Genomic DNA, 18,046 nt, shown 5'->3' with positions numbered 1-18,046 from the left:
TTGTGCCCCTAGTGTCCGCCCCATGGCTAACCGATTTACCCGATTCCGACGATTTTTAGCGAATATGGCTGACGATAAAACTCCACATCCCGACGATTTCACTGCCGAGCCTACCGCAGCATCTGCTGCCGATAACATTGCCGGCGAATTGCCCGAAGAGCCCAACGCTCCAGAAGTTGGCGAGGTTGAAACCGACGACGCTGCCAAAGCGCAAGCTTCTGCCGGCTCGGAGGTTAATGAACTGAAAGATAAATACTTGCGTTTGGCTGCTGAGTTTGAAAACTACAAGCGCCGCACGGCCAAAGAACGCACTGACTTGTTCAAGACGGCTAACCAGGAACTGATGGTGGCATTGCTGCCGGTGCTGGACGATTTTGAGCGGGCTCGTACCTATACCAAAGATGCTGACGACGCCAACGTGGTGCGCGAAAGCATTGAAATCATCTACAACAAGCTGGTTAAAACCTTGCAACAGAAGGGCTTAACCGGCATGGAAACCAAAGGTGGCGCCTTTGACCCCGATTTGCACGAAGCCATCACGCAGATTCCATCGCCTTCGGAAGACCTGAAGGGCAAAGTAGTGGACGAAGTGGAGAAGGGCTACTACCTGGGTGATAAAGTCATCCGGCACGCCAAAGTGGTGCTGGGCCAATAAAAGACGCGCATACAAACTGCAATGGCAACGAAGCGAGATTATTACGAGGTGTTGGGTGTCGCCAAGACCGCGTCGGGGGAGGAGATCAAGAAGGCGTATCGCAAGGTGGCCATCAAGTATCACCCCGACAAAAACCCCGACGACCCAACCTCGGAAGACAAGTTTAAGGAAGCCGCTGAGGCCTACGAAATCCTGTCGGACAACGACAAGCGGGCCCGTTACGACCGCTTCGGCCACCAAGGTGTGAACGGCGGCGCCGGCAGCCCGAACATGGAGGATATTTTCTCCCAGTTCGGCGACATTTTCGGCGGCGGCGGCTTCGAAGGATTCTTCGGTGGTGGCGGCCGCGGTGGCAATGGCCGCCGCGTAAAAAAAGGCTCTAACCTGCGCATCAAGCTCAAGCTTGATTTGGAGGAAGTCGCCAACGGCGTAGAAAAAAAGATCAAGGTGAAGCGCTACGTGGCCTGCAATACTTGCTCGGGCACCGGTGCCAAAAACGGCACTGACCTGAAAGAGTGCGGTACTTGCCACGGCCAGGGCCAAGTGAAGCGCGTAGTCAATACGATGCTCGGCCAGATGGTAAGCTCCTCTACTTGCCCAACCTGTAATGGCGAAGGCAAAATCGTGAGTTCGAAGTGCGATGTATGCCACGGCGAAGGCCGACAGTTGCAGGAAGAAATCATTCCGATCAATATTCCGGCGGGGGTGGCCGAAGGCATGCAGCTAAGCATGAATGGCAAAGGCAACTACCCCGAGCGCGGTGGCGTGCCCGGCGACTTGCTCATTCAAATTGAGGAAGAACCGCACGAATTTCTCAAGCGCGACGGCAACAACATCATGTTCGACCAATACATCTCGTTTGTAGATGCGGCGTTGGGCGCGAACATTGAGGTGCCGACCATCGAAGGCAAGGTCAAAATTAAAGTTGACCCTGGCACGCAGCCCGGCAAGATCCTGCGTTTGCGCGGCAAGGGCATCAAGGACTTAAACGGCTATGGGCGCGGCGACCAACTGATTCACATCAACGTCTGGACGCCCAAGAACGTGAGCAACGAAGAGCGGCAACTTCTCGAAAAACTGCGCGATTCGCACAACTTCACGCCGAACCCCGGCAAAAACGAAAAAGGATTCTTTGAGAAAGTAAAAGAATACTTTCAATAAGTAATTGATAATCAGGTAATTGTAAAAAGCCCGCTTCTGTAAAGGAGCGGGCTTTTTTTGTGCCTTTCAAATGGGGTTATTTTAAATATAGCTTTCCGAAAATTTTTCAGCATTTCCCTGTAATGCGAGCGCGTGCCCTGCGATTCATACAGTGAACTTTGGCGAAACTCCTCCCTTGCAACCCGAATCCGCCCAGCCTTTTGTTGCCGTGATCAACGGGCATCAGCCGATGATTCAACGGATTTGTCGGCTGTATTGCCAGGACGCCGACGACCGCAAAGATCTGTTTCAGGAGATCGTGCTCCAGCTTTGGCGTGCCTATCCGCGCTATGAGCCACGGGCTAAGCTGAGCACTTGGCTGTATCGCATCGCTCTGAACGTGGCAATTTCCAGTCTGCGACGGCGCACCCGTGCAGCCGGCACCGATGAGCTGAACGACGAAGTACTCAACGTTGCCCAAGCGCCGCAAAGTGGCTACGATGAGGAAGAAATAGAAGCCCTATACAAAGCAATTGAGCGGCTTTCCGACGTGGAAAAGGCGTTTGTACTGCTTTACCTCGAGGAGCATACTTATGAGGAAATGGCTGATATTCTGGGGATTACCCAAAACAACGTGCGGGTGAAAATGCACCGCATCCAAGAAAAATTACGTCACCTGTTTAGCGTCATTCAATAATGGAACTACATGAATTGCGGCGGCGCTGGCAGCAACAACCCGCTTCCTCCCAAATTATTGAGCAGCAGGAGCTTGACGCTATCTTGGCCCGGCAGTCCGATGGCATCATCGAGCGGCTGCGGCGCAGTGCCCGCCTGGAGCTGTACCTGAATTTTGGGGTGCTGCTAGTCTCTCTGGCGCTAGCTTGGCTAGCGCAGCCGTTCTGGGTGCGCATGCTAGGCTGGGTACTGGTGGTGGTGGGTGGCGTCTGTATTGTGTACTTGTGGCGCAAACTGCATTTGTTACGCCGCATGGATGACCCCGCTGGCGACCTGCGCGCCCACCTGCTGCGATTGGCGAGCGGCCTGCGCGCGCTTATTTGCTTTTACTTCCGCTTCACCCTGGCCATGCTGCCGGTAACGGGCTTTGTGCAGGTGCTGATGGTAGCGTCAACTGCCAAGCGCGACATAAGCCTCACTACATTGCCGGGCCTTGCGCTGGTGGTGGGCCTGGTGGTGGTGCTTCCGGCGCTGCTCTACCTGCCGGTGGCCAGCGTAACGCGGCTGTACCTGCAGCGACTCTATGGCCAGCACCTCGACCGCCTAGAAGAATGCTTACGGGAATTGCAAAGCAGCTAATGACCAAGAATTATGTCCCTTATCCCGCATCGACAACCGCCTTCCAAAGCGCCCGAAAGTCCGGGCCACTTTCCTACATTTAGCATGATCAAACCTCTACCTCAGAAGCCGTGAGTAACATTCTCCAAGCCCTGAACGTGCGGAAAGCGTACGCCAACCACGTTGCCCTCGACGACGTGAGTCTCGACATTCCGGAGCGCAGTATTTTCGGCCTGCTCGGGCCCAACGGCGCCGGCAAAACCTCCCTCATTCGCATCATCACCCAGATTACGGGAGCCGACGAAGGTGAGATTCGGTTTCGCGGTGAAAAGCTGAAGCCCAGCCACATCGCCCAGATCGGGTACTTGCCCGAAGAGCGCGGTCTCTACAAAAAGATGAAAGTGGGCGAGCAGCTGCTTTACCTGGCCCAGCTACGCGGCCTGAGCAAAGCCGAAGCCACCGCGCGCATTAAGTATTGGCTGGATCGCTTTGACATTAAGGTGTGGGCCGCCAAAAACGTGGAAGACCTCTCGAAAGGGATGCAGCAGAAAGTGCAGTTTATTGCTACCGTTCTGCATGAGCCCAGTCTGATTATTCTCGACGAGCCCTTTTCCGGCTTCGACCCCATTAACGCCAACCTGATCAAAGACGAGATCTTGGAGCTGCGGGAGAAGGGTGCAACGGTTATTTTCTCGACGCACCGTATGGAATCGGTGGAGGAAATGTGCGACAACATCGCCCTAATCAATCGCTCACGCAAGGTGCTCGACGGCCCGGTGGCCCAGATCAAGGATACCTTCAAAACCAATACCTACGAGGTAGAAGGCAAAGGTCGCCTGATGGTCATTCACCCCGATTTTGAGGTGCTGGACCACAAAGAGCGCGAAAACGGCTACTTCTACGACCAGATTCGTCTGCACCACAACACCACGCCCAACGACTTGCTGCGCTACCTCATTAACAACGTGGAGGTGCACGCCTTCCGCGAAAAAATCCCTAGCATCAACGAAATCTTCATTCGCCGGGTGCAGGAAACCATGCCCGAAACCCTCGAAACTGCCAACGCCCTTCTGTAAGCCCTTATGAACTACAAATTTTGGCTCATCGCCCAGCGTGAATACCTGACTCGGGTGCGGAAGCGCAGTTTCCTGGTCCTGACCCTTATTGTGCCGCTCCTGACGGCCGGTTTCTTCTTTTTCATCGCCAAGCTGGCCATGTCGGACAAGGATTCCATCGACGTGATCGAAGTGCGCGATGAGAGTGGCCTGGCCCTAACCAACCGCTTGACTACCAGTGATCGGCTGGTATTTCTGCCGGTTACAGGTACGCTGGAACAGGCCAAGCAAGGTTTTCAGAAAGCCAAGCATGACGGCTTGCTGTACCTGCCGCCCAACCTCAACGCCGACGACCCCGAAGGCATTCAGTTTTACGCCAAAGGCAACGTAAGCCTGAAAAAGCAGAGCGCCGTAGAATCGGCATTGAATAAGGCATTTTCGGAGTTGCGGATGAAAACTTCGGGCCTTTCGCAGGAACAACTTGATCGCTTACGCGCCAAAGTCAATATCACCTCGGTAAGCCTTGACGAACAAGGTAAAGAGAAGAGTAGCAATGCGTTAGCCACATCAGGTGCCGCCTACGCGCTAGCCCTGCTCATTTACATGTTCATCTTTATCTACGGCGTGCAGATCATGCGCGGGGTAGGCGAAGAGAAGTCTAATCGCATTATGGAAGTGATGCTGTCGTCGGTGAAGCCTTTTGACTTGATGATGGGCAAAATCGTAGGCATCGCGGCCGTCGGCCTGACGCAGTTCATCTTGTGGGGCGTGCTGTCGTTTGGGGCAAGCTCGCTCGTAGGCACAATCGTAGCCAGCACCACCAAAACCGATCCGGCCGCGACCGTTGCCCTGAACAAGTCGCGTACGGACGCAAATTCTACTTCCACGGCAACTACTACTGTAAAGCAACCCAATACTCGTCCCGAAGCCATGGCAATGGGCGGCAGAATGGCAGTTTTCAGCGCCTTGGGCGACTTGCCACTGGGCACTATTGCCATTGGCTTCCTGATTTATTTCCTCGGTGGCTACCTGCTCTACGGCGCCCTGTTCGGCGCAATTGGCGCCGCCGTCGACGACCAGACCGATACGCAGCAGTTCATGTTTCCCATCACGATGCCGCTGATTCTGAGCTACATCGTGGGGGTGAGCGTGATTCTGCCTAACCCCGATGGCCCGGTAGCGTTCTGGATGTCGATGATTCCGTTTACCTCGCCCATTGCGATGGTCATTCGGCTCCCGTTTGGCGTGCCGCTGTGGCAGATTGCCTTGTCGGTATCACTGCTGATCCTGGGTTTTCTGGGCACCGTATGGGTAGCCGCCCGCATCTACCGCGTAGGTATTTTGATGTACGGTAAGAAGGTGAATTACAAAGAGTTATCGAAATGGATAACGTATAAAGGATAAGTCGCTGAATTCCTTTCGAAAGCCCCGCTACCAAGGTTTATCCCGGTAGCGGGGCTTTCTGCGTACATAGTTTCTGATCTTTACCTGCCTTTGTTTGTTGCTTCTACCATGATCCGAAACCTGCTATTTCTACTGCTGTCACTGCTTACGCTGATGAGCTTCGCCCCGCCCAAAACCAAACCGGCCTATCGCCTTTTCACCGCTGCCGGCAAGTCGGCCGACTACGATAAGATGCTCAAAGAGCTGTCACAAGCCGACGTGGTGCTCTTTGGCGAGCAGCACAACGACCCCATCGCTCATTGGCTGGAGCTGCAAATCGCCAAGGATTTGTTTCGGCTAAAGGGCGCGCAGCTTGTACTCGGCGCCGAAATGTTTGAGCGCGACGTGCAGCCTCTGGTGCTTCAGTACAACACCGGCGAACTGGACGCAAAAGCTTTTGAAGAACAAAGCCGCCCGTGGCCCAACTATGCCACAGACTACAAGCCGCTTTTGCAATTTGCTCAGCAACAGCATCTTGCGTTTGTTGGTACCAACGTGCCGCGCCGCTACGCTTCACAAGTGGCTAAAGGCAGCCTCAGCGCCTTGGATGCACTGCCCGCCGACGAAAAGGCCTGGATGGCCCCGTTGCCCATCACTGTTGATTATGAGTTGCCGGGCTACAAAAACATGGTGAAGATGTTTGGTGGCGACGCTGCCCACGCCAGTGCGGGCGTACAAAACATCATTCAGGCACAGGCGCTCAAAGACGCCACGATGGCCTATTTCATTCGCCAAAGCCGCCAGCCCGGCCAGACGTTACTGCACTTCAACGGCAGCTACCACTCCGATAATTTCGACGGCATCTATTATTACCTCCACCAAGCCGACCCGAATTTGAAAATCCGCACAATTAGCACTGTGTCTCAGGAAGAAGTGGAGAAGCTGGAGAAGGAGAATTTGAAAAAGGCTGATTACGTGCTGGTTGTGCCAGCCGACATGACCAAGACGTATTAGCATGGGTAAAGTAGTCACGTTCCTGACGGCAGAATGGCGCAACCTGTTGATGGCCAACTATGAAGTTGATCCTCAAATCTTAAAGAAGTATCTGCCCAGCCGGGTTGAGCTCGACGATTGGAACGGCACACATTACGCCAGCCTAATTGGGTTTCTGTTCACGAACACGAAAGTGCGCGGCATTGCTTTTCCTTTTCACCGCACTTTTGAGGAGGTAAATCTGCGCTTTTACGTTCGTTACAAAGACGGCAACACTTGGAAGCGGGGCGTGGTGTTTGTGAAGGAGATTGTGCCGCGTATTGCTATCGTGTTGGTAGCGAACACATTGTACAAAGAAAAATATGCCGCGATGCCCATGCGCTACCGCTGGGATTCGTCCGAAGCGGGCAAGCTGAAAGTAGAATACAACTGGAAAGTGAAAGGGGAATGGAATTTCTTGAAAGCTACCGCCGACACGGTTTCGCAGCCGATTCCGGCGGGCAGTGAAGCGGAGTTTATTACCGAGCACTACTGGGGCTACACTAAAATGAGCGAAGCCGTTACGTCGGAATACGAAGTGGTGCATCCGCGCTGGAACATGCAGCAGGTAGTAGAATTCGAGAAGCACTGCAACGTAAAAGCACTCTACGGTGCAGAATTCGTGGAGCCATTGCAACAGCAGCCAAAATCTGTGTTTCTTGCCGACGGCTCAGCGGTAAAAGTGATGGGTGGGGGCAGAGTTTGAAAATAAATGCCCGACTACGTAGCAGGCCTGTACTCTAACTTAAGCGAGTCTCTATTGGGGCGAAACACTGACGAAAAAGCTCGTCTTTGCCATTGTACCAGTGGTGGAGGATTGGCTACAACTAGAGTCGAATCTTCAGGAAATAGGCTATCATTTTGATTTCAGCTAAGTGCCTGAATATTAAAATATTAATTTATTAGGCGCAAAAAAGCCCTGGCTACGAAGCCAAGGCTTTTTGTAACTTGTAATTTATAAACTCTTACGCCGAGAACGACGACCCGCAACCGCAGGTGCTCTTCGCTTGTGGGTTGTTGAATACAAAGCCGCGCGCGTTGAGGCCATCTTGGAAATCGACTTCCATGCCCATTACGTACATGGCGTGCTTCTTATCCATGATCAGCGTAACGCCATCCACGTCGTAGGTTTCGTCTTGGTCTTTGGGCTTATCGAAACCGAGCAGGTAGCTCAGGCCCGAGCAGCCGCCGCCTTGTACGCCCACGCGAAGGCCGTACTCGCCGGGCACATTCTTCTCGCGCAGGATATTTCTTACCTCCTCCAAGGCGCGGGGAGTGAGGCTGATAGGAGCAAGCTTGGTTGAAACGGCCGTTGCCATAGTGCGTTCGTTTTTAGGAAAGTAGAGTGCAAAGATACGAAGCTGTGTGCATACATAGTGTAGCCTCGTTTCGTATAGAACAGCAGCATGGCCCGTCCGGTTCACCGATTACCTTTACGGACTGATCCTCTTTCAACTTCCTTTCTGCACTCCTGCATGGATACTACCGCATACATTTTCGACCTGCTCAAAATCATCCTGCCCGCCCTCATTGTGGCGGGTTCTATATTTTATCTGATTCAGCAATACCTAGAAAAAGAGCAGCAGCGCCGCCTGATTGAGCTGCGCCTGCAAAGCAGCAAGGAAACGCTGCCGCTGCGGCTCCAAGCCTACGAGCGCGTGACGCTGCTGCTGGAGCGCATCACGCCCAACAACCTTTTGGTGCGTCTGAACAGCTCTGGCCAAACCGCTCCTGAGTTTCACCGCCTCTTGATATCTGAAATTCGGGCCGAGTACGAGCACAACCTTTCGCAGCAGCTCTACATGAGCGCCGAAACCTGGGCGCAGGTAAAACAAGCCAAGGAAAGCGTGCTCACCATGATCAACAAAGCATACCACGCGCTGCCTACGCCCCAACACGCCCGCGGCACCGAGCTGGCCAAGCGTGTGCTGGAAACCATTATTGCTGACGAAGTTGACCCGACCGAACAAGCACTCAACTCTGTAAAGCGCGAAGCTTCGAGCTTATTCTAAAAGACAACAGGCTGAGCTGAAGAACCTACAACCCACCTGTCATCCTGCGCAAAGCTCAGGATGACAGGTGGACTTTTTATAATGTATTGATAATCAACTTGCTATAAATCTACGCGGTTGCCAGCTGTGAGCTGACCGCCCGCTGATAGCAGGCTTCGTAGATGGGCAGGATTTTATCAACTGAAAATTCTTCCGCCCGCGCCCGTGCGGCAGTTTTGAAACGCGGTAAATTCTCGTCGCTGAGCACGTAGAGGGCGTTCTTGACCATATCGTCTACATCGCCGATTTCACTGACCATGCCGGTGATGCCGTGCAGGTTCAGCTCCGGAATGCCGCCCGCATTGGTACTGATGACGGGTACTTCGCAGGCCATGGCTTCGAGTGCTGCCAAGCCGAAGCTTTCTTTTTCAGAAGGCATTAAGAATAAGTCACTTACGCTCAGGACTTCTTCCACGGCCTCGAGTTTGCCCAAGAAGCGCACGTCGTGGCAATGACCTAGTTCGCGGCAGAGCTTCTCGATGCGCGGGCGGTCGGGGCCGTCGCCGACCAGCAGGAGCTTGGCCGGGACCTGTTCGCGCACCCCAGCAAAGATTTTTACCACGTCGTCGACGCGCTTTACCTCGCGGAAGTTGGAGGTATGGATCAGCAGCTTTTCGCCTTCAGGCGCAATGGCTGCCCGAAAATGCCCTTTGTTCTGTTTTTTGAAGCGCTCGAGGTTGATGAAGTTCGGGATGACTTCAATGTCTTTCTCGATGGCGAAATACTGGTAGGTTTCCTTGCGCAAATCGGCTGACACAGCCGTTACGCCGTCGGATTGGTTGATGCTGAACGTCACAACGGGCTCATAGCTAGCGTCTTTGCCCACCAGCGTAATATCGGTGCCGTGCAGCGTTGTCACGACCGGAATGCGAATGCCGCGCGTAATCAAAATCTGCTTGGCCATGTAAGCCGCCGACGCGTGCGGAATGGCATAGTGTACGTGCAACACATCCAGCTTCTCATTCTGCACGATGTCCACCATTTTCGACGCCAGCGCTAGCTCGTAGGGCGGAAATTGGAACAGCGGATACGGCGGAATATATACCTCGTGATAGAAGAGGTTTTCGTTAAAAAAATCGAGGCGAACGGGCTGGCTGTACGTGATGAAGTGCACACGGTGGCCGTTGAGCGCCAAGGCTTTACCGAGCTCAGTAGCAACCACTCCAGAGCCCCCGAAAGTGGGGTAACAAACAATGCCGATATTCATGGGAGCAGGGCGGGAAGGAGAGGAAAGAAAAAAACGAGGCAAATAAAAATTGGCGGTAAGCCATCTATACAGATTGTCTTACCGCCAAGTGCGGGTTAAGGGTTCGAAATCGGAGCCGGACAACAGATCATGTCTTGGTCAAAGACTTGTAAATAACGTCGTGGATGCGTGTGCGGATGTTGTATTGGCGCAATTTGTTGTTGCCACCGTCCGGATACACCCGATTGGAAAGAAAGATGTAGACGATTTTGTTTTGCGGATCGATCCAGACGCAGGTGCCAGTAAAACCGGTATGCCCGAAAGTGCTTGCTGGTGAAAGGTTTGACGTAGGGCCTTCCGGCTTTTCGGGGTTGCCACGGTCCCAGCCAAGCCCGCGCCGATTGCCAGCTTCCGACGAACGGGCGAACTCGCTCACCACAGGCGTCTGGAAGAAACGCTGCCCACCATAACGACCGTTCTGCAAATCCATCTGCATCAGAATCGCCAAGTCATTGGCATTGGAAAATAATCCCGCATGGCCGCCTACGCCGCCGATCATGGCCGCAGTCTGGTCGTGAACTGTGCCCTGAAGCTGCGTTTTGCGGTAGTATGTGTCGTTTTCAGAAGGTGCAATGCACGACTTGGGGTAACGCTGCAACGGGTTGTACGTCATCGTAGAAAGCCCCAGTGGCTGGTAAAACGTCTTCTGCAAAAACTCTTCAATCGGCTGATTCAGAATCTTTTCGCACAGGCGCTTCATGATGATGAAGCTCAAGTCACTGTACTCGACCGGGTATTTGCCCTTTACCTTTGGTAGTAAGCCCGAACGCAACGTCCAGACCCACACCGAATCGTCGGCGGCTTTGGTGCTGTAGGTGCCGGGCACGACTTCATTAGGGAAATCGGCCGACTTGGCAGACGCGTAAAAAGTCGGCTTTAAGCCCGTTTTGCCTACCGTGCGCTCCCACGTTGGGATACCCGGTTTTAGGCCCGCCTGGTGCATGAGCACATCGCGGACCAGAATGTCTTTCTTGTTGGTGCTGCGCAACTCAGGCAAGTATTCCGACACCTTGGCATCCAGATTAAGCTTGCCTTGATCTTTCAGGTACATGACCGCCTGTAAAGTGCCTGCTACCTTTGTGACCGAGGCCAAATCGTAGAGCGTAGTGCTATTGACAGGCTGCGGCGACGATTTATCGTAGGTATAGTTGCCATAGCTCTTGTCGAAAACGACAGCACCGTCTTTGGCTACAATTACCTGACAGCCAGGGGCGGCCGCGTAAGCTACAGTTTCAAGCGCGATGTTGTCGATCTGGCTCAGGATGCGCGAGTCCATGCCCACGCTTTCGGGAGTACCGTAGCGCAGGCGGCGAAAATCCGGAGTTGGCAAGCCTGTGCCAGCCTTTAAGGTAGGCGATACCGTAACGGGCAAACGGCCCTTGGCCGGCAACGCACCAAATAATACCTGAGGCACTACTAACTGCGAAGGATAGTTGTCTTCGTAGCCGCACACCAGCGTCCGGGCTTCTTCTAAATACTTCAGGGCGTAGGCGTTACCCATGGCCACCACGACCGTTTTCTGGCGCGGATTTGCCTCGAGCTGCTTAATAAACTTCAACGCGGCCTCCCCAATGCCATAGCTGTGCACCGGCGTATTGTTCATGTTGTGGAGGCTGACCACCACTACATTGTAGGGAGCCAAACGCGGCAGCAAACGCTGAAATGACGAATCGGGAGCGTAGCGGTTGGGTATAGTGTAGACAGCGCCTCCTTGGTACTTGCCCATGATTTCGCCGAACGTGCTGCCGGCGTTGCTGCCAATCATGATGGTGGCAATGCGCAGAGTATCAAGACGATGGAAAGGAAGAACATCGTCCTGATTTTTTGCCACCGTGACGGCGTGCTCATAAATTTGCTGCTGCACCAAGCGGCTCAGGGGCCGGTTGAGGTTGGTGAGCAAATTGGGCAAATCGACAGGTTGGTAATGATTGAGCCCTGCCCAGTATTTGGCCCGCAGAATTTTGCGGACGCGGTAATTGACGTCTTCCTGGGTGATTTTGCCCGCCGTGATGGCCTCCCTGATTTTTTGCAAGGCCACCGGCACATCTTCTGAGAACAGCAGCACATCGTTGCCAGCTACCAAAGCTAGGGCATCGACTTCGCCGGGCTTATACTGCCCGGAAACGCTCTTCATGTTGAGCGCGTCGGTGAAAACCAGGCCTTTGTAGGCCATTTTTTCTTTTAATAGCCCCGTCACGAGGTTGTGCGAAAGCGTGGCGCTCAACGTCCGGACGGTGTCAAACAGCGGCATATACAGATGCCCTACCATGACCCCCATCACGCCGACCTGAAACGACTGCTGAAAGGGGTACAGATCCACGTTCGTCAGCCGGGCCATGTCGGAGTTGATGACCGGCAAAGCAATGTGCGAGTCGACGTCGGTATCGCCGTGGCCGGGAAAGTGCTTCGCCACGGCGATAATGCCATGATCCTGAAGTCCGCGGATGTAGGCAATGCCACGCTTGGAAACCTGGTCTTTATTTTCGCCAAACGAGCGGTTGCCAATAACCGGGTTGTCGGGATTAGAATTAACGTCGATGACCGGCGAAAAGCTCACGTGTACTCCCAACGTCTTGAGCTTCAACGCGATCTCGCGGCCCATTTGGTACACGTATTGATCGTCGTCCATGGCGCCCAGCGTCATTTGCTTGGCAAAGTGCATGGAGCTGTCGAGGCGCATGTCGAGTCCCCACTCGGCATCCATGGCGATCAGCAAGGGTACTTTGGCTTCGGCTTGGTACCGGTTGGTCAGGCTGGCCTGCCGGCGCGGACCGCCTTGCAGAAACATCAACCCCCCAATGTTATAGGTGCGCACCAGCTCGTCGATGTGCTGAACGTGCTTCTTATCTTTATTGGAATACGCAGCCACCATAAACAGTTGGCCAAGGCGCTGATCCGGCGTCATGGCGTTGAAAACGCTGTCGACCCAATTCTCCTCTGCCACCGACGGCGGTCGGGTGCCATCGTCGTCGTTCGGAGCCGACGACGAAACCACTAACCCCGTAATGGTCAGTAGGAGTACTAAAATTCCTATCCGAAAATCTTTGAGCATCGGCTCCTGGGGTTCGTCCTGAGGTTAACGCGTGGTTGAATGCGAGCGGAAATAGCCCTACTTTTGTCTAGCGCGGAGCGTGTCAGGAAGAAAGGCCAGTTGGGGCGATAACCTGGTATTGGCCTTTGCTACCCTTCCGCTTCACTTCCTAACGCATCGATTCGGGAGCCGGTTCGGTTCCGCGAACACAAAAGTTGGCCGCAAACTTACGGATTATTTCCCTACGCTTGACGCTGCGATAATCGCGCCAGCCTAATTTGCTGCCGCTAACCCCTTCATTCTCAACTTCAGTTCCCGGCCGATGGCGGACGTGATTCAGTTGCTTCCCGAATACTTAGCCAACCAGATTGCGGCGGGCGAAGTAGTGCAACGCCCGGCTTCCGCAGTCAAAGAGCTCCTCGAAAATGCCGTGGATGCGGGCGCCACCCAAGTGCAGCTCATCATCAAAGATGCCGGCAAGCAACTCGTGCAGGTCGTGGACAATGGCTCCGGAATGACACCAACGGACGCCCGCATGAGCCTGGAGCGTCACGCTACGAGCAAAATCCGAACAACGGAAGACCTATTCAAGATTCGCACCCTAGGGTTTCGGGGCGAGGCATTGGCTTCCATTGCGGCCGTGGCGCAGGTAGAAATTCGTACCAAGCAGCGCGAACACGATACGGGCACGCTGCTGCTGGTAGAGGGCTCGCAAGTGACTAGCCAGCAGCCGGTCGCGTGCCCGGACGGGACGTCGATTTCGGTCAAGAACCTGTTTTATAACGTGCCGGCGCGCCGAAATTTTCTCAAGAGCAATGCCGTTGAGATGCGGCATATTCTGGACGAGTTTCAGCATGTGGCGCTGGCTAACCCCCAGATTGCCTTCTCGTTATACCAGAATGAGCTAGAGGTATTCAACCTGCCCGCCGGCAAGCTTAGCCAGCGCATTGTGGCGCTGCTGGGAAATGGCTATAAAGAGCAATTAGCTGCCTGTGAAGAAGTTACGCCTTTCTTGACCGTGCGAGGCTTTATCGGCAAGCCCGAATCGGCCAAAAAAAGCCGTGGCGATCAGTTTTTCTTTGTCAATAACCGCTTCATCCGGTCGGCTTATCTCAACCACGCGGTGCTGGCGGCGTACGAAGGCTTGCTGCCGCGCGACACCCATCCGTTTTACGTGCTGTTTCTGGAGCTCGACCCCAAAGCGATCGACATCAACGTGCACCCGACCAAAACGGAAATCAAGTTTGAGGATGAGAAGACGGTATATGCCATCGTGCGGGCCGCGGTGAAACAGTCGTTGGGCATTCATAACATGGCGCCTTCGCTGGATTTTGAAGGTGACGTGAATTTTGCCCCGATTCAGCCGTTGCGGCTTTCGCCAAATTCCCGCAATCCATTCAGCGACGATTACAAGCCCGATGCTTTAGCCGCAGCGGCCGCGCATGCAGCTTCGCCTGCTTCGAAAGAAGCACGCACGAGCCGAAGCGATGCCTACGAGCGCGCTTTGCCCCAGCGCCCCACGGAGCAGGCCAAACGCGATCTGGAGGAATTTTACCGGTCGTTGGGCCAAGTACCAACTCCGGCAGACGAAGTCCCCAAATCGCCTTCCTTCGACGACCCGATGGAGGAAGAAGAAGCCCCCAATGCCAGTCCGGAGCTGCCATTACGGGAAAATAATGCTGGGCCGGGCAACCGCGTGGTGCAGGTGCATCAGCAGTATTTGCTAGTGCCGGTGAAGTCCGGGGTGATGCTCATCGATCAGGTAGCAGCTCGCGAACGCATTCTGTATGAGCAGTATACGCACGCTCTGGAACGCGACAACAGCGGTTCGCAGACGCTGCTATTTCCCCGAACGGTTACGTTTACGCCCTCCGATTTTGCGGTGCTGCGCGAAGTAACCGATACGCTTCAGGCACTGGGCTTCCGCTTTGCCGAGTTTGGCCCCAACACCATTGTGGTCGAAGGCATTCCGGCCGACGTGCCCGCCCGCGACGAGAAAGAGTTGTTTGAAGGCCTGATCGAACAGTTTCAAACCCAGGCCGGCAACGTGCGCTTCGACCGCCGCGAGCAGATGGCGCGGGCGCTGGCCCGGCGCGTAGCAACCAGCGCCGCGAGCAGCCGGTTGTCGGAAGTGGAAATGAATGCTTTGGTGGATCGGTTGTTTGCCTGCGCCGTGCCGAGCTACACGCCCGATGGCCGCCGGACGCTGGTCTTGCTGGAGCTTAGCCAATTGCAGGACTTCTTTCGTAAACCCTGATTTTCTCTCGTTAACTAGCCGATTCGTTAAGTGATTGGCTGTCAAGTACTTGTGTTTGTAAATACTTGATAATCAGATGCTTAGCTTTCTAACGCGCTTATGTTCAATCTGACCCCAACGGTTCGCATTATTCTCTTTATCAACATTGGGGTGTACCTGCTCCAAACGCAACTCGGTCCGCGGCTCGATTTCATTGCCTTGTTTCCGGTCTTCTCGGAGTTGTTTAAGCCCTGGCAGTTTCTGACGTATATGTTTGCGCACGGCGGCTTTATGCACATCCTGTTCAACATGTTTGGCCTGATTTCCTTTGGACCCCTGTTGGAGCAACGCTGGGGCGGCAACCGGTTCCTAACCTTCTGGCTGGTTTGCGGAATTGGGGCAGGCGTGTTGTACTCTGGCGTTCGTTACTACGAACTGAAGAAGATGAACGAGTCCCGCATCGAGTTTATAAACGAACCCAGCGGCGGAAACTTTGCCGATTTCTTCAGGGCCAATGCGCCTGAGGCTCGCGGGTACGAAGTGGTGGCGACGGCCTTACAGCGCAATGCTCAGGACCAAGGACTTGTGGCTTCTGCCACTGAGAGCGTAAACGCCGTGTATGAAAGAAGCGTCAATAGCCCGATGGTGGGGGCTTCGGGGGCACTCTTCGGGATTTTATTTGCCTTCGCGTACCTCTTTCCCAACACGGAGCTGATCATGCTCTTCTTGCCGATTCCCATCAAAGCCAAGTACTTAGTGTTCTTCTACGCGTTGTTTGAGCTCTACAGTGGCGTGCACCGTACGCCGGGCGACAATGTGGCGCACTTCGCACATTTGGGCGGAATGTTGATTGGCTTTCTGCTGTTGAAATTCTGGGAGCACAGCCGCACTCGGTTTTACTAAGTTGACATGAGTATTGTAAACGATATCCGTACTGCTTTTAGCCGCCGCGACAACGCCTTGAACCAGCTGTTGCTGATCAACGTGCTGGTGTTTGCCGTACTGATTCTCATTCGGGCGATCTTCTATTTCACCGGCATCGGTCTTTACGACGATATCCTGCGCTTCATTGCCTTGCCATCCAACCCGGTGGCCCTCATGTATCGGCCCTGGACGGTGCTCACGTATGCTTTCGTGCACGAAGGCTTTCTGCACATCCTGTTCAACCTACTGAATCTCTACTGGTTCGGCTCGTTGGTCCGCGAATACCTCGGCGACCGCAAACTCGTGAACCTGTATATCCTGGGGGCGCTAGCGGGCGCTTTTCTGTTTGTGCTGAGCTATAGCTTCGTGCCTGTACTCCAACACGCTCCCGCAACCATTGTGCTGGGCGCTTCAGGAGCCGTGATGGCTGTGATTGTGGGTGCTGCTACGCTGCTGCCCGATTACACGTTCAACCTGATTTTCATTGGGCCGGTCAAAATCAAATACATCGCGTTGGCGGTGGTGCTGATTTCGTTGGCTGGCGTGGACGGCGGCAATACAGGCGGCGAAATTGCCCATATCGGCGGCGCCATGTTGGGCTTTCTGTACGTGCGTCAATTGCAGCGTGGCCGCGATTTGGGCCGGCCTGTGCAAGCCGTCGGCGATTGGGTAGGCGCGTTGTTAAGTGGGCGTCCGCGGTTGCGCGTTACGCACCGCAGCCGCCCTGCTGAGGATACTACCGCGCCGCGCAAAGGCAAGCTCGTAAAGCCGGAGCAGGAGGAAATAGATCTGATTCTGGACAAGATTTCCCGTTCGGGCTACGAAAGCCTCTCGAAAGAGGAAAAGCAGAAACTGTTCCGGGCCAGCCAGAAGTAGTGAGTGCTTTTTTGAATCAGAAAACCAGAACCAACCGCATACAAAAAGGCCCGCTAGAGTATCTAGCGGGTCTTTTTGTATGCGGTTGATATAGAAACACTTACGCTGTTTGCGACATTTTGTCCAAGGCTTCCATTACTTCCTTCACGTGGCCGCGGGAAGTTTCGAGCAGGGCCTTCTCGTCGTCGTTGAGCTGTAGCTCGATTACGCGCTCGATGCCATTCTTGCCCAAGATTACCGGAGCACCGAGGTACACCCCGTCGATGCCGTACTCGCCTTTCAGCTCGATGCACACGGGGAACACGCGGCGCTGGTCGCGCACGATGGCTTCCACCATCTGAGCAGCGGCTGCACCGGGTGCATACCATGCCGAAGTGCCCATCAGCTTCACCAACTCACCGCCGCCTACAGCAGTGCGCTGTACGATGGCATCAAGTTGCTCTTTGCCAATGAGTTCGGTAACCGGAATGCCGCCTACTGTGGTGTAGCGGGGCAGAGGCACCATGGTGTCGCCGTGGCCACCCATGAGCACCGCCTGAATGTCTTTGGGGCTCACGTTCAGGGCTTCGGCCAGGAAAGCGCGGTAGCGGGCCGTGTCCAGTATGCCAGCCATGCCAAACACCTTCTCGCGGGGCAGGCCCGAGGTCAGGTGCGCCTGATACGTCATCACGTCCAAGGGGTTGGAAACCACGATGATGATGGCGTTGGGCGAATATTTTACTACCTGCTCCGTCACCGTTTTCACGATGCCCGCGTTGGTCGAAATCAGGTCGTCGCGGCTCATGCCGGGCTTGCGGGGCAGGCCCGAAGTGATTACCACTACTTCCGAACCAGCCGTGCGGCTGTAATCGCCGGTGACGCCAACCGTGCGGGAGTCGTAGCCGATAATCGGAGCTTTTTGCCAGATATCCAACGCTTTGCCTTCGGCGAAGCCTTCTTTGATGTCAACCAGAACAACTTCGTTGGCGATTTCGCGGGTGGCAAGTACGTCGGCACAGGTAGCGCCTACGTTGCCAGCCCCAACTACGGTAACTTTCATCGGGTTAGGAATTGGGTGTATGAATAAGGATTCGCGGGGGTAAAAGTAAGCGAAAACGGTTTTCGGAATGAGCTTTTTATAAACT

At 54.5% G+C, this 18,046-nt stretch carries 16 protein-coding genes; 12 read left to right on the top strand and 4 right to left on the bottom strand.

Features of this window, described 5'->3' with window-relative positions; genetic code table 11:
* Positions 1 to 64: 64 nt before the first annotated feature.
* From FHG12_RS04055 to FHG12_RS04020, 8 genes are all read left to right on the top strand, one after another.
* Entirely contained in the window at positions 65 to 655 is a 591-nt protein-coding gene (locus FHG12_RS04055) for a nucleotide exchange factor GrpE (RefSeq protein ID WP_139514508.1), read from the top strand.
* A gap of 21 nt (positions 656 to 676) precedes the next feature.
* Positions 677 to 1,816 carry a molecular chaperone DnaJ gene (gene dnaJ, locus FHG12_RS04050; RefSeq protein ID WP_139514507.1) on the top strand — a complete coding sequence of 380 codons (1,140 nt, stop codon included), beginning with the start codon at positions 677 to 679 and terminating at the stop codon, positions 1,814 to 1,816.
* Positions 1,817 to 1,991: 175 nt separating this feature from the next.
* Entirely contained in the window at positions 1,992 to 2,492 is a 501-nt protein-coding gene (locus tag FHG12_RS04045; protein ID WP_230471283.1) for an RNA polymerase sigma factor, read from the top strand.
* Positions 2,492 to 3,109: a hypothetical protein gene (locus FHG12_RS04040; protein WP_139514506.1), complete on the top strand. Its 618-nt coding sequence runs from the start codon at positions 2,492 to 2,494 to the stop codon at positions 3,107 to 3,109. Before FHG12_RS04045 ends, FHG12_RS04040 begins: the two co-directional genes overlap by 1 nt.
* A 110-nt stretch (positions 3,110 to 3,219) precedes the next feature.
* A complete protein-coding gene (locus FHG12_RS04035) occupies positions 3,220 to 4,164 on the top strand; it encodes an ABC transporter ATP-binding protein (RefSeq protein ID WP_139514505.1) in 945 nt (314 codons plus the stop codon).
* A 6-nt stretch (positions 4,165 to 4,170) separates the two neighbouring features.
* Positions 4,171 to 5,547, top strand: coding sequence for an ABC transporter permease (locus FHG12_RS04030; protein WP_139514504.1), 1,377 nt, complete (start codon positions 4,171 to 4,173; stop codon positions 5,545 to 5,547).
* 108 nt (positions 5,548 to 5,655) lie between these two features.
* Positions 5,656 to 6,540, top strand: a complete 885-nt coding sequence (locus tag FHG12_RS04025; protein ID WP_165699296.1) for a ChaN family lipoprotein — start codon at positions 5,656 to 5,658, stop codon at positions 6,538 to 6,540.
* Position 6,541: 1 nt separating this feature from the next.
* Positions 6,542 to 7,264 (top strand): YqjF family protein, encoded by a 723-nt coding sequence (locus FHG12_RS04020; protein WP_139514502.1) that lies wholly within the window; start codon positions 6,542 to 6,544, stop codon positions 7,262 to 7,264.
* A gap of 259 nt (positions 7,265 to 7,523) precedes the next feature.
* On the opposite strand, the gene FHG12_RS04015 is transcribed toward FHG12_RS04020, so the two are convergent.
* Positions 7,524 to 7,877, bottom strand: a complete 354-nt coding sequence (locus FHG12_RS04015) for a HesB/IscA family protein (protein ID WP_139514500.1) — start codon at positions 7,875 to 7,877, stop codon at positions 7,524 to 7,526.
* 156 nt (positions 7,878 to 8,033) lie between these two features.
* Here FHG12_RS04015 and FHG12_RS04010 point away from each other — a divergent pair, with 156 nt between their 5' ends.
* Positions 8,034 to 8,570, top strand: a complete 537-nt coding sequence (locus FHG12_RS04010; RefSeq protein ID WP_139514498.1) for a DUF7935 family protein — start codon at positions 8,034 to 8,036, stop codon at positions 8,568 to 8,570.
* A 109-nt stretch (positions 8,571 to 8,679) separates the two neighbouring features.
* Here FHG12_RS04010 and bshA read toward each other — a convergent pair whose 3' ends face one another.
* Together bshA and FHG12_RS04000 are read right to left on the bottom strand one after the other, a co-directional pair.
* Positions 8,680 to 9,816, bottom strand: a complete 1,137-nt coding sequence (gene bshA / locus FHG12_RS04005) for an N-acetyl-alpha-D-glucosaminyl L-malate synthase BshA (RefSeq protein ID WP_139514496.1) — start codon at positions 9,814 to 9,816, stop codon at positions 8,680 to 8,682.
* 127 nt (positions 9,817 to 9,943) lie between these two features.
* Positions 9,944 to 12,907 carry a glycoside hydrolase family 3 N-terminal domain-containing protein gene (locus FHG12_RS04000; protein ID WP_139514493.1) on the bottom strand — a complete coding sequence of 988 codons (2,964 nt, stop codon included), beginning with the start codon at positions 12,905 to 12,907 and terminating at the stop codon, positions 9,944 to 9,946.
* Positions 12,908 to 13,208: 301 nt separating this feature from the next.
* Here FHG12_RS04000 and mutL point away from each other — a divergent pair, with 301 nt between their 5' ends.
* The 3 genes from mutL to FHG12_RS03985 all read left to right on the top strand — a co-directional run bounded on the left by mutL (position 13,209) and on the right by FHG12_RS03985 (position 16,922).
* A complete protein-coding gene (gene mutL, locus FHG12_RS03995; protein WP_139514491.1) occupies positions 13,209 to 15,143 on the top strand; it encodes a DNA mismatch repair endonuclease MutL in 1,935 nt (644 codons plus the stop codon).
* 99 nt (positions 15,144 to 15,242) lie between these two features.
* Positions 15,243 to 16,025 carry a rhomboid family intramembrane serine protease gene (locus FHG12_RS03990; RefSeq protein WP_139514489.1) on the top strand — a complete coding sequence of 261 codons (783 nt, stop codon included), beginning with the start codon at positions 15,243 to 15,245 and terminating at the stop codon, positions 16,023 to 16,025.
* Between the two features lie 6 nt (positions 16,026 to 16,031).
* Positions 16,032 to 16,922 (top strand): rhomboid family protein, encoded by an 891-nt coding sequence (locus FHG12_RS03985; protein WP_139514487.1) that lies wholly within the window; start codon positions 16,032 to 16,034, stop codon positions 16,920 to 16,922.
* Between the two features lie 100 nt (positions 16,923 to 17,022).
* On the opposite strand, the gene mdh is transcribed toward FHG12_RS03985, so the two are convergent.
* Positions 17,023 to 17,961 (bottom strand): malate dehydrogenase, encoded by a 939-nt coding sequence (gene mdh / locus FHG12_RS03980; protein WP_139514485.1) that lies wholly within the window; start codon positions 17,959 to 17,961, stop codon positions 17,023 to 17,025.
* Positions 17,962 to 18,046: the final 85 nt, after the last annotated feature.

Origin of the sequence: Hymenobacter jejuensis (genome assembly GCF_006337165.1) — a bacterium.
Classification (GTDB): domain Bacteria; phylum Bacteroidota; class Bacteroidia; order Cytophagales; family Hymenobacteraceae; genus Hymenobacter; species Hymenobacter jejuensis.
This window is presented reverse-complemented; position numbering and strand designations above follow the sequence as displayed.

What these genes read in the sequence shown, in the direction of transcription:
- FHG12_RS04020 (WP_139514502.1), top strand. Translation starts at nt 6,542, where the DNA reads ATGGGTAAAGTAGTCACGTTCCTGACGGCAGAATGGCGCAACCTGTTG.
- mdh (WP_139514485.1), bottom strand. Translation starts at nt 17,961, where the DNA reads ATGAAAGTTACCGTAGTTGGGGCTGGCAACGTAGGCGCTACCTGTGCC.
- FHG12_RS04015 (WP_139514500.1), bottom strand. Translation starts at nt 7,877, where the DNA reads ATGGCAACGGCCGTTTCAACCAAGCTTGCTCCTATCAGCCTCACTCCC.
- FHG12_RS04010 (WP_139514498.1), top strand. Translation starts at nt 8,034, where the DNA reads ATGGATACTACCGCATACATTTTCGACCTGCTCAAAATCATCCTGCCC.
- FHG12_RS04055 (WP_139514508.1), top strand. Translation starts at nt 65, where the DNA reads ATGGCTGACGATAAAACTCCACATCCCGACGATTTCACTGCCGAGCCT.
- dnaJ (WP_139514507.1), top strand. Translation starts at nt 677, where the DNA reads ATGGCAACGAAGCGAGATTATTACGAGGTGTTGGGTGTCGCCAAGACC.
- FHG12_RS04040 (WP_139514506.1), top strand. Translation starts at nt 2,492, where the DNA reads ATGGAACTACATGAATTGCGGCGGCGCTGGCAGCAACAACCCGCTTCC.
- FHG12_RS03990 (WP_139514489.1), top strand. Translation starts at nt 15,243, where the DNA reads ATGTTCAATCTGACCCCAACGGTTCGCATTATTCTCTTTATCAACATT.
- bshA (WP_139514496.1), bottom strand. Translation starts at nt 9,816, where the DNA reads ATGAATATCGGCATTGTTTGTTACCCCACTTTCGGGGGCTCTGGAGTG.
- FHG12_RS04025 (WP_165699296.1), top strand. Translation starts at nt 5,656, where the DNA reads ATGATCCGAAACCTGCTATTTCTACTGCTGTCACTGCTTACGCTGATG.
- FHG12_RS04000 (WP_139514493.1), bottom strand. Translation starts at nt 12,907, where the DNA reads ATGCTCAAAGATTTTCGGATAGGAATTTTAGTACTCCTACTGACCATT.
- FHG12_RS03985 (WP_139514487.1), top strand. Translation starts at nt 16,032, where the DNA reads ATGAGTATTGTAAACGATATCCGTACTGCTTTTAGCCGCCGCGACAAC.
- FHG12_RS04030 (WP_139514504.1), top strand. Translation starts at nt 4,171, where the DNA reads ATGAACTACAAATTTTGGCTCATCGCCCAGCGTGAATACCTGACTCGG.
- mutL (WP_139514491.1), top strand. Translation starts at nt 13,209, where the DNA reads ATGGCGGACGTGATTCAGTTGCTTCCCGAATACTTAGCCAACCAGATT.